Source organism: Solibacillus sp. FSL K6-1126, from assembly GCF_038003445.1.
Lineage (GTDB): Bacteria > Bacillota > Bacilli > Bacillales_A > Planococcaceae > Solibacillus > Solibacillus silvestris.
Genome location: NZ_JBBOPD010000001.1, coordinates 2861369 through 2873326, shown reverse-complemented (window position 1 = coordinate 2873326; position 11958 = coordinate 2861369). Strand labels below are relative to the sequence as shown.

Sequence of the window (11958 nt, the reverse complement as noted above, 5' to 3'; positions counted from 1 at the left end):
TTTTATGCAATGCGAGTTAATTTTTTTAACCTATAAGAACTATTGAAATGGGTATTCATAGTGCGCTCTAAAGAACGCCTATTTGAATATAGAATAATTTAACATTTACTATTAGGAGGAAAATACAATGAGTTTATATTTAGTAGAATCAACAATTAATGAGGTTTCTTCAAAAGAAGAATTTTCGGCATTAGTCGAAAAAGTGCATGGTACAGAAGGTGTTGGAGTTATCGAAGTACAAGTGGCGAAAGACTTTTCACGTGGTTATTTCATTATTGAAGCAGCAGATGAGGAAGCGGCAAAAACAGCGTTACAAACACAAGGTGTTGCAATTGATCTAGTAAAGGAAGTCCGTTTAATCGGTAAAGAACTTGATGAAGTAAAAGCGGGCGGCGAGCAAGTAAACTACTTAGTAGAATGGGAAATTCCTGCAGAAATTACGATGGAAAAATATTTAGAGCGTAAAAAGAAAAATTCGGTAAAATACGAAGAAGTTCCAGATGTAAAATTCTCTCGTACGTATGTATGTGAAGATATGACAAAATGTTTATGTTTCTATGATGCACCAGACGAAGCGGCTGTAAAACGTGCACGAGAAGCAGTACAAACACCGATCACATCATTAACGGAATTGGCAGACTAAAAGGAAAGGATGCGGGGACAATGGCATTGAACAAAGAATTGTTACAACGAATCATCGATGAAAAACTGAAGCCCGTAGTGAAGAAGGTCGATGAGCAGGCACATTATGCAGAAGATTATATTTTAGTGCTAAGTGAGGCTGGTTTCTTCCAATCGGCAAATAAGGAGCAATCGACGCTATTACAGGATGAGGCAGCAGTTGTTCGTGAAACGTCAAAGGTTTGTATGACAACAGCGTTTTGTGTTTGGTGCCATTTAGCCGCATTAACTTATTTACGTAATAGTGACAATAAGTATTTAAAGCAAACGATATTACCGGAACTGGAAAGCGGCGTAAAGCTTGGTGCAACAGGATTATCAAATGCGATGAAGTACTATTCCGGATTAGAAAAACTCCATCTGAAGGCAGAAGAGACAGAAGAAGGCTATGTCATTAATGGAACGTTGCCAGCTGTATCCAACTTGGGGAACCGTCATTATTTTGGTGCAGTTGCGACAGTCGACAGTCGTGAAGTTTTGGTGCTTGTACCAACTGATATCGAAGGTCTTGAAATGAACGAACGACTTGGTTTCCTTGGAGTGAATGGCAGCGCGACATATTCATGTAAATTTGATCATGTCGTAATTTCGAAAGACTTTGTCATTTCCGAGGATGCAAAAGAATTTTGCGATATTATCCGCCCTACGTTTATTTATTATCAAGTTCCGCTTGGTGCAGGTGTAATTGCCGCAGCAGTTGAAGGTATTGAAAAAGTAAAGGCTAAGCAAAACGGCTGTAATGACTACTTAAAAGTACAGGCAACCGAACTGCGCGATCAATATGAAAGAATTAATGCAGAGTTGAACAACTTGGCAGGCAATTTGACACTGAAGGGAATTGTAAACACACGTCTCCAAGCTGTGCACGATACATTAGCTGCAGTACAGGCGAATATGATTCACAATGGAGCAGCCGGCTATGTTGCGGGAAGTGTTCCATCCCGCAAATTGCGTGAAGCATACTTCTTTGCTAACTTGACGCCAACAGTCCGACATCTGGAAAAAATTAAATCATCTTTTGCTTGAGTTTAAAAGAGGCTGGGACAGAAGTAGAAATTTCATAAACTAAGGAGAAAAACCTTATTAAGAAACGGATATTTTATAAAATTGATTGGAATGGAGGGCGACTCCTGCGGGAATAGCGTGACGCCTGAGACTACAGGCTCAGGCCACGCCCGCGGAAAGCGTCCCGGAATGGAAATCAATTTTTATGCTCAGCAAAAAAATGCCATTTTTCTCTAGCAGAAAAATGGCATTTTTGGGTTATGTCCCACCCCCTTTTCATATATTCCTCCTTTAACTCCAACACCTCTTCTCACCTCATATCGTTAAGTCTTTTTCAATTTTTTCATATTCGCTTCAAGCTAGTAATTCAATGGGTGACATGAGAAAATGGATTAAATAGAAAAAGGGGGATCGGCATGGATATAAAAATTTCAGAAAAACAAATAAAAAATCTATGCGGAACCGTTTCTTTTAAAAAAGGACAAACTTTTTACCAAACAGGGAAAGTTAATTTCCTGCAAGATACAGATGTGTATGGAGAAGCGGTTGTAAACAGTACGGAACAATTCGTTGTCCGGGTAGAAAAAGAGGGAACAGGCCAATTTAAAACATCTTGCAGCTGTCCGACATTGGGTAATTTCAGTAAAAGCTGTCAACATGTTGCGGCAGTTCTTATCGCTATTTTTAATAACAATAAAAATAAAGCTCAATCGATGCAAGTTGATGAAAACGCTGGAAATTTAATTTCTGAAAACAGCTTTCTTTCTATTTTTAAACAGGAGACAATACAAACAACAAGACAGCAAAGTCATTTTGAAAAACGGGAAATATTAGAAGTGCAGTTTTTATTAACGCCTGTTCAACTTTCAGAACAAGACCCGTTTTTTAGTATACAACTCCAGATCAATGGAGAACAGATTTTATCAATTCGCGAATTTTTATCACATATAAAAAATAAAAAGCCATATCGGATATCTCAAAATATCACCTATAATTTTGAACAGTTCTGCTTTGAGGAACAGCATGATGCCATTTTACAGCTCCTAATTAAAATTGTTGAAGATGATACACTTTATAGTGACACGCCTGTACAAAATCAGGAGCAGCATCTGCTGATCATTCCACCCTCATCTTGGTTTCTTCTAGCTACATTGATATCGAATACGGAAAATGTTTCGTTATTGTATCAAAATGAAAGCTATAGCGATGTAAAGCTACAAACACAACCTACAGCTCTTCGTTTTTTCATTGAAGCAAAGGGAAAAGATTATCAGGTTTATATAGAAGGAATTAAACGAGTTTTCTTGCTTCCTAATTATCGGGTAGTGCTATTTGATGGAGAAATGACGCAAATGAGTGACGATAGTATGAAGCAGTTTTTCGAGTTAAAGCAGATGCTTCAGCAACAAACCTTATTAACGATTGAGCATTCACACTGGGATTACTTCCGGGAACAGGTGATACCTAAATTGAAAAAAATAGGTATTGTTGAAATGGCTCCAGAGCTTTCAGCAAAACAGATGGAAACGCCATTAGTCGCAAACATTTATTTAGACCGTGTGAAAAACCGCTTCCTTGCAGGGGTGGAATTTCAATACGGGCAATTTGTCATTCAACCATTGGATGATCAGCTTTCTGACGAAGTGTTCATCATCCGTGATATCGAAAAGGAAGCGGCGGTTTTAGCGTTGATGGATGGAAGCGGTTTTACAAAAACGGATGGCGGCTACTATATGCAAAATGAAGAGCTTGAATACGAGTTTTTATATCACCAGCTTCCGAAGCTCACAAAACTCGCTAAAATTTATGCCACAAATTCTGTCAAACTGCGGATAGCAAAAGAAAATAACTTTCCGAAAATCCGGGTGAACGTTCAAAAGGAACGGACAAATTGGCTTGAATTTAAATTTGAAATGGATGGGGTTACGAATAAGCAAATTAAAGAAATTTTAGCGGCCATCAAAGTGAAGCAAAAATATTATCGTTTGCAAAATGGGGCATTGCTTTCGCTGGAGACTAAGGAAATTGAAGAAATTCAGCGCTTTCTTAGAGCAATTCCGGCTCAGGATGATGAATATGAATTAACGTTTAATATGCCAATATTGGATAGTCTACCGTTTTTGGAGCAGTTTGAACAAAGTGAAATATTTGAAGCGGAAAAATCGTTTAAACAGTTTACAGGGCAGTTATTACATCCTGAAACATTGAAATTTGAAGTTCCGGAAAGCTTGGAACCGATTCTTCGGGATTACCAGAAACATGGTTTTAACTGGTTAAAATTGCTTTCGAATTATGGATTCGGTGGTGTGCTTGCAGATGATATGGGACTTGGTAAAACAGTACAAAGTATTGCTTTTATCGTATCTGAATTGCCGATCATCCGTGCAAATAAACAGCCGGTTCTGATCGTCTGTCCATCCTCGCTTTCATACAATTGGCTGTATGAGTTCATGCAATTTGCCCCTGAAGTCGAAGCAATTGTCATTGATGGGGAAGTATCCGAGCGGCGTCATTTGCTTCGTACAATGGAAGAACATGATGTTATCATTACGACCTATCCGTTATTACGTAAAGATAGTGCATTTTATGAACGTCAGCATTTCCATACGGTATTTTTTGATGAAGCGCAGGCATTTAAAAATCCGGTTACACAGACGGCTAGAACAGTAAAAAGAATCAGTGCGACAAATCGCTTTGGTTTAACAGGAACACCGATTGAAAACTCATTATCGGAATTATGGTCGATATACCGTGTCATCTTTCCGCAGCTGTTCCGCGAGCTAGAGGAGTTCCGCCATATGCAGCGGAAAGATATTGCACGCAGAGTACGGCCGTTTCTCCTTCGCCGAATGAAAGAACATGTACTGGGTGAATTGCCTCAAAAAGAGGAAATGATTGAAAAAGCCGAACTGTTACCGGAGCAAAAAGCGTTATATGCAGCCTATTTGGCAAAACTGCGTGTCGATACAATGAAGCATCTGGATAAAGAAACGTTCCATAAAAACCGAATTCGTATTTTGGCCGGAATTACGAGACTGCGTCAAATCTGCTGTCATCCGGCACTGTTTGTCGAAGGGTATAAAGGTAGTTCCGCCAAGTTTGAACAGCTGTTCCGACTATTGGAACAATCGAAGGTATCTGGCCGCCGGGTATTAATATTTTCACAGTTTACGCAAATGCTGAAAATGATTGCGACAGAACTTTCCAAGCGCGGGGAACAATATTTTTATCTTGATGGACAAACCCCTTCAGAAGAGCGTATTGCACTATGCAACTCTTTTAATGATGGCGAGCGGAATATGTTTTTGATTTCTTTGAAAGCAGGCGGCACAGGACTGAATTTAACAGGCGCAGATACCGTCATTTTATATGATTTATGGTGGAATCCGGCAGTAGAGGAACAAGCGGCCGACCGTGCCCATCGTATGGGGCAAAAGGAAGTTGTACAAGTGATTAAACTCATTGCAAATGGTACAATCGAGGAAAAAATGAGTGAACTTCAGCAGAAGAAGAAAATGCTTATTTCGGATATATTGGACGGCGATGAATCGTCGAAGGGAACGTTAACCGAACAGGATATCCGGGAAATTTTAATGATCTAAAAAAGGTTATGAGGGCCATTTTTGTGCTCCTCATAACCTTTGTTTTATTTTACGGTGTCCGTACAATTAAAACATCGCATGTTGCATGCCGAACGATTGCTTCCGTAGTGGAGCCCATGAACATCTGCTCGACCGCATTCGAGCCGGTTGCACCACATATGATAATATCTGCAGGTGCATGCTCTGAAAGCTTTCTTGCTAAAATTGTTTTGGGCGTGCCTTTTGTTAAAATCTTATTGATCGCAGGAATGCCTGCTTCTTTTGCTTCCAATTCATAGCGGTCTAGTAAAACTTCGCCATGTTTGCGAACCAATTCAACCATATTATCATAAAGCATATCAAAAGATGTGGAGAAGCTCGTATCGATTACATGGATAATATGTAAAGTCGAGCCAATATTTCGTTTTGTTATATCAATCGATTTTTTAAAAGCGAGTTCGCTTATTTCTGAACCATCTACTGCAACAACAATATTTTGATAATGATTTGCCATATGAAATTCCTCCTTCATCTATTGAATAAAGTATATCAAATATATGAATCTCGGTATAATGATGACGCCGAGAACATGAGATGAGGAATTCTACTACAATCAACCATTTATTTAATAGGTAGGATTTTCAGGATTTTTTGAATACGATATGCAAAGAATCCTGCGAAAATTGAAAGAATAATATCTTTTGGCATTGGCGGAATCATCCAAAGCCATGCCATTTTAAACGTAAAACCTTCTGGAGCGGATGCCCATAATGTATAGGCAAAATACATCCATGTTGTTCCTATAATATAGTTAACCGCCATTGCTATAAGTGCACCAATAATATAGGCAAGTCGTGTTTGAAACTTTTCGGCAATTTTACCGGCAATATATGCACTTATAATAAATGTTACAATGAAGCCGAAAGTCGGAAGTAGAATTGCCGAAAATCCGCCTGTGAATTTAGAGAACACCGGTGCCCCTGCAAGACCGATAAACATATAAACTGCACAAGCGATGGCTCCTTTTTTTGATCCAAGCACTAAACCTGCTAGTATGGCAAAAAATGCCTGTAATGTTATCGGTACACCACCGACCGTTAGAAAAGGTACAAATGATGTAATATTTGCCCCGATCATAATAAGTGTCGCAAAAAGTGCACTGTAAATTAAATCGATTGTTTTAAAGCTTTGTGTTTTGTGAACAGTCTCCATACATTACTCCCCTTGTTGTTAACTTCTATATTATTTTGGTTAACATAAATATAAATTGAGTTTTGTTTTGTGTCAACTTTTATTTTTAATAGGTTAACATACTGACCGGGCGTTATTTTGGTTAACTTTTATAATAAAGTTTATAATAAATGCATCTTTGAAAGGAATGAGGCGAAAACAAATGACAGATAAAAAGCAGAATTTTGGTTTTCGTTTTAATAACAGTTACTTGGAGTTGCCGCAAACTTTTTATTCCCATGTAACAGCTAATGAAGTGACATCACCTTCAATCGTCATCTTCAATCGTACATTAGCTGAGCAGCTCGGGTTAGATGCTCGGGAATTAAAAGAGCATGGTGCCGCTATTTTGGCAGGACAAGAAATGCCTGATGGCGCAGCGCAAATTGCACAGGCCTATGCAGGACATCAATTCGGGCATTTTAATATGTTAGGTGATGGAAGAGCGTTATTAATCGGAGAACATCTCACGGGAAATGGGAAACGATTTGATCTTCAGTTGAAAGGATCGGGTCTTACACCGTATTCTCGTGGAGGCGATGGACGTGCTGCACTTGGTCCAATGTTACGCGAATTTATCATCAGTGAGGCAATGCATGCACTTTCAATACCAACAACACGTAGTTTAGCTGTTACGGCAACTGGCGATATCATCTATCGTGAAACAGCTTTGGAAGGCGCTGTTCTAACACGGGTTGCTGCAAGTCACTTACGTGTCGGGACGTTTCAGTATGCGGCTGCATTTGGAGAGGCGGACGACTTAAAAGCTTTGGCTGATTATGCAATTGAGCGCCATTATCCTGAGCTGATGCAATCAGAAAACCGCTATCTTGCCCTGCTCGAAGCGGTAATTGATAGACAAGCTTCCCTTATTGCGAAGTGGCAGAGTGTCGGCTTTATTCATGGTGTAATGAATACTGATAATATGACAATCAGCGGTGAAACAATTGATTACGGGCCATGTGCGTTTATGGATACGTATGACGTGGCAACTGTATTCAGTTCGATTGATCGTAAAGGGCGTTATGCCTACCGCAATCAGCCGCCGATCGCATCATGGAACTTAACGCGTTTCGCTGAAAGTCTGCTCCCGCTTCTTCATGAAAACGAAGAGGAAGCAGTTCAACTTGCACAAACTATTCTAGGTAAATTTCCTTCTATTTATGAAGCTTATTATTATAGTGAAATGCGGGAAAAATTAGGTCTACTTTCGATTGATGATCAGGATGAGAAGCTGATAGATGATCTGCTGAATTTAATGGAAGAATATGAAGCAGACTATACAAACACTTTTCGTACATTGTCGGAAGGTAAGCGACCGGATAATGATTTGTTCCAGTCAGACGCCTTTAAACAGTGGGAAAAAACATGGTTTGAACGGATTGAACAACAAGACACGACAATTGATGAAACAATGCAGGTAATGCAGTCCGTTAATCCGGCCTTTATTCCAAGAAATCATTTTGTGGAACAGGCAATCGATCAGTTTGCAGAAGGCGACCCTTCAATGTTTGCTGAAATGCTCCAAGTACTGACAAGCCCATTTACTGTGCCGGAGCAGTACAAAAAATATACTCAGCCACCGACAGACGAAGAACCACCGTTTGTAAGTTATTGTGGAACTTAAAAAACGAGCACGGTACAACAAAAAGTTGTTGCCGTGCTCGTTTTCACTAACTAAAGAAAACTTTTATGATTTCAGTTCAATGTGGTTTCTAACAATTGGAACGACTTCGTTGGCAAATAAGTTTATACTGTTTTTTACAAGTTCAAATGGTTGACCGCCAATATCCGGCTGCGCCAAAAACCGGCTATGCCCGAAGAATTCATATTGTTTAATAATTTTTTCCGCAACCTCTTCAGGACTTCCAACGAATAATGCCATGTTCGGTCCGGTAATTTCGATGAATTGTTCAAAAGATAACTGGAAGCTGAAACTGCCGCGTTGCTGATTTACATACTGCCAATAGTTTTTATAGTAAGGGTAAAATTGCTCCAGTGCCTGTTCAGTTGTTTCTGCAATGAAAAGGTGACCGGTAACTCCAACATTTAATTTTTCAGGATGATGCTGTCCGGATTTTCGGTAAAGATTCACCAGTGGCTGGAACCGATCAAGGGGACCGCCTAATATTGCAAGTGCCATTCCAACTCCGATACGACCTGCTCGAACGGCACTTGCCGGTGTGCCGCCAACACCAACCCAAATAGGAATTTCTTGATTAAAGGGCCTTGGAGCGATTTCCGCATTATTTAAAGCTGGGCGGAATTGACCACTCCATGTTACGCGTTCCTGAGAATTTAATTGTTGGAGTAACAGTAAGTTTTCCTCAAATAATGCGTCATAGTCATTTGTTGAATACCCGAAAAGCGGGAAAGATTCGATGAATGCACCACGACCTGCTAAAATTTCGGCTCGTCCGTTGCTAAGTAAATCAAGCGTTGCAAAATCTTCAAAAAGCCGAACAGGATCCACCGTACTTAAAACGGTTGTTGTGCTCGTCAGTTTAATATGTTTTGTCCGTTGAGAAATCGCAGACAAAACAACAGGCGGAGCAGATACGACATAATCAAGACGGTGATGCTCGCCGACACCGAACACATCCAGCCCTAAATTTTCAGTTAAGTCCGCCATCTGTAAAATTTCCTCTAATCGTTGCGAAGGAGAAGGGGCTTTTCCTGTTAAAGGATCAGTGCCAATATCAGCAAGGGTATAGATGCCGAATTCAAATTTCTTCATTTTTAATAGACTCCTTTAGTAAGTTACTAAAAGTAAGTTTATCATATACTCTGTGATATCTATATTAATAAGCTTTGTGCAACATATCATTCAAAATAGTTGAAGTATATTTAAATACTTCTAGGGGGGGAACTCGTGAAAACAGAAAAAAACATCCATTTCCTCACGGAGAAAATGGATGTTTTTGTTACCATGGATTGTTAATTAAGATAGACGGTTACGGTAGTCTTCGTATTGGAAAGTACGAATAACTTTTACACCATCTTGTTCATTGTAAGTGCAAATACTTGGCAGATTTACACCATTGAACATATGCGTTTTTACCATTGTATAATGGGCCATGTCCGTAAAGACAAGTTTGTCGCCTGCTTGTAGCGGCTCATCAAAAGAATAGTCTCCGATAATGTCACCTGCTAAGCAAGTCATACCGCCTAAACGATATGTGTAAGCTTTCTCGTTTGGCTGACCCGAACCGATAATATGTGCGCGATAAGGCATTTCAAGTGTATCCGGCATATGGCAAGTAGCTGAAGAGTCGACAATCGCAAGCTCCATACCGTTTTGTACGATATCAAGTACTGTTGCCACTAAATATCCTGTATTAAGCGCAATTGCTTCACCTGGCTCTAAAATCACTTTTACGCCATATGTTTCCTGAATGCGGTTGATTAAGCTGACTAATAGCTCGACATCATAACCTGGCTTCGTAATATGGTGTCCGCCGCCAAAGTTAATCCACTTCATTTGATGCAAGTATTCGCCATATTTCTCTTCAAAGTGTACTAAAATACGCTCCAAAACCTCTGCACCCTGCTCACACATTGCATGGAAGTGAATACCTTCAACACCGTCAAGTTCATCCGGACGGAATGACTCCACCGGAATACCTAATCGCGAGTTAATATAGCAAGGGTCATACAAAGGTGTTTCCACTTCTGAATATCCTGGATTTACACGTAAACCGATTGAAATATTTTTCTCGTGATTTAACACTTTGTCTTTGTATTTATTTAACTGATCAAATGAGTTAAATACAATATGGTCGACATAAGTTAAATATTCATCGATTTCATGCTCTGCATAAGCAGGGGCATACGCGTGTACTTCCTTGCCGAATTCTTCAAAGCCAAGACGTGCTTCAAATAATGAAGAAGATGTAATCCCCGCTAAATAATTGCGCGCCATCGGGAATGTTGACCACATAGAAAACCCTTTAAGTGCAAGTAAAATATCACAATTCGTACGATCTTGTACGGATTTTAACAGTTTTAAATTGCGCTCAAGTAATCGCTCGTCCACTACGAAGGCGGGAGATGGTGCTTTTGACCAGTCAATGCCTGTTTCTTTTTCAAGAGCAGCTGCCATCACAGATTTTTTCGTGTTTTTAATTTCTGCCATTATGCTTTTTCTCCAGCAGAAGTGAATTCCAAGTCGATTAATTCAGGGTTTTCTGTTTCGTGCCATGGTAATCCCCATTTATTTAATGCATCCATGAATGGGTCCGGATTGAAGTCTTCTACATTCCATACACCTGGTTTTTGCCATTCGCCGTTCATTACAAGCATAGCGCCGATCATTGCCGGTACACCAGTTGTGTAAGAAATCGCCTGTGAGCCAACTTCTCTGTAGCATTCTTGGTGATCACATACATTGTATACATAGTAAGTTTTTTCTTTACCGTCTTTCATACCGCGAACGATACAGCCGATGTTTGTTTTACCTTTTGTAAGTGGACCTAATGTAGCTGGGTCTGGTAAAACAGCTTTTAAAAACTGGATTGGCTGAATCATTTGTCCTTGGAATTCGATTGGCTCGATTGAAGTCATACCTACATTTTCAAGAACGTTTAAATGTGTTAAGTATTTTTCGCCAAACGTCATCCAGAAGCGGATTTGTTTTAAACCTTTAATGTTTTTCGCTAAAGATTCCAGTTCTTCATGGTATAGAAGGTAGCAATCTTTTTCACCGATTTCCGGTAAGTTATAAACTGTTTTATATTCTAAAGGCTCCGTTTCAACCCACTCGCCATCTTTCCAGAAACGACCGTTCGCAGTAATTTCGCGAATGTTGATTTCAGGGTTGAAGTTTGTTGCGAATGGAAGTCCGTGGTCTCCACCGTTTGCATCAACGATATCGATATAATGAATTTCATCGAAATGATGCTTTTGTGCATGCGCTGTGAATACGCCTGTTACACCTGGGTCAAAACCTGAACCTAGAAGCGCAGTAATACCTGCTTCTTCAAAACGCTCTTTATACGCCCATTGCCATTTATATTCGAATTTAGCAGTATCTAAAGGCTCGTAGTTCGCTGTATCTACATAGTGAGTCTTCGTTGCCAAACATGCATCCATAATAGTTAAGTCTTGATATGGTAAAGCTACATTGATCACCACATCTGGATTAAATCCATTGATTAGGTCAATTAGTTCCTCAGTGTTATCCGCATCCACCTGTGCTGTGTGAATAATCGTTTTTCCACCATCTAATTTTTCTTTTAAAGCATCACATTTTGATTTTGTTCGACTTGCGATCATAATCTCTTCGAATACTTCTGAGTTTTGTACACATTTATGTACGACAACGCTAGCTACACCGCCAGCTCCAATAATCAATGCTTTACCCAATTTCTTGTCACGCTCCAAATCTATAATTTTTTGGTTTCATTTTTGAAACAAGATTGATTATATAGAATAGTACGGTAGTTAGCAATTATGTTCTCAT

9 protein-coding genes are annotated in these 11958 nt (G+C 39.6%); 4 read left to right on the top strand and 5 right to left on the bottom strand.

What is annotated here, in order from left to right; translation table 11 throughout:
* The first annotated feature begins 127 nt into the window (after positions 1 to 127).
* From MHH44_RS14265 to MHH44_RS14255, 3 genes are all read left to right on the top strand, one after another.
* A complete protein-coding gene (locus tag MHH44_RS14265; RefSeq protein ID WP_340798886.1) occupies positions 128 to 643 on the top strand; it encodes a DUF4242 domain-containing protein in 516 nt (171 codons plus the stop codon).
* 20 nt (positions 644 to 663) lie between these two features.
* Entirely contained in the window at positions 664 to 1707 is a 1044-nt protein-coding gene (locus MHH44_RS14260; RefSeq protein ID WP_340798885.1) for an acyl-CoA dehydrogenase family protein, read from the top strand.
* Positions 1708 to 2102: 395 nt separating this feature from the next.
* A complete protein-coding gene (locus tag MHH44_RS14255; RefSeq protein WP_340798884.1) occupies positions 2103 to 5288 on the top strand; it encodes a DEAD/DEAH box helicase in 3186 nt (1061 codons plus the stop codon).
* 49 nt (positions 5289 to 5337) lie between these two features.
* Here MHH44_RS14255 and MHH44_RS14250 read toward each other — a convergent pair whose 3' ends face one another.
* Both MHH44_RS14250 and MHH44_RS14245 read right to left on the bottom strand, forming a co-directional pair.
* Entirely contained in the window at positions 5338 to 5781 is a 444-nt protein-coding gene (locus MHH44_RS14250) for a universal stress protein (protein WP_008405150.1), read from the bottom strand.
* 107 nt (positions 5782 to 5888) lie between these two features.
* On the bottom strand, positions 5889 to 6479 hold the full coding sequence (locus MHH44_RS14245) for a biotin transporter BioY (protein WP_008405151.1): 591 nt from the start codon (positions 6477 to 6479) through the stop codon (positions 5889 to 5891).
* Positions 6480 to 6660: 181 nt separating this feature from the next.
* On the opposite strand from MHH44_RS14245, the gene MHH44_RS14240 reads away from it, so the two are divergent.
* Positions 6661 to 8124: a protein adenylyltransferase SelO gene (locus tag MHH44_RS14240; RefSeq protein ID WP_340798883.1), complete on the top strand. Its 1464-nt coding sequence runs from the start codon at positions 6661 to 6663 to the stop codon at positions 8122 to 8124.
* A 63-nt stretch (positions 8125 to 8187) separates the two neighbouring features.
* Here the strand turns inward: MHH44_RS14240 and MHH44_RS14235 are convergent, their stop codons facing one another.
* The 3 genes from MHH44_RS14235 to MHH44_RS14225 all read right to left on the bottom strand — a co-directional run bounded on the left by MHH44_RS14235 (position 8188) and on the right by MHH44_RS14225 (position 11861).
* Positions 8188 to 9234, bottom strand: a complete 1047-nt coding sequence (locus tag MHH44_RS14235; protein ID WP_340798882.1) for an LLM class flavin-dependent oxidoreductase — start codon at positions 9232 to 9234, stop codon at positions 8188 to 8190.
* 204 nt (positions 9235 to 9438) lie between these two features.
* The gene (nspC, locus tag MHH44_RS14230; RefSeq protein ID WP_173364541.1) at positions 9439 to 10599 is read right to left on the bottom strand and encodes a carboxynorspermidine decarboxylase; all 1161 of its coding nucleotides are present in this window, start codon (positions 10597 to 10599) and stop codon (positions 9439 to 9441) included.
* A 32-nt stretch (positions 10600 to 10631) separates the two neighbouring features.
* The gene (locus MHH44_RS14225) at positions 10632 to 11861 is read right to left on the bottom strand and encodes a saccharopine dehydrogenase family protein (RefSeq protein ID WP_008405160.1); all 1230 of its coding nucleotides are present in this window, start codon (positions 11859 to 11861) and stop codon (positions 10632 to 10634) included.
* Between the last annotated feature and the right edge of the window lie 97 nt (positions 11862 to 11958).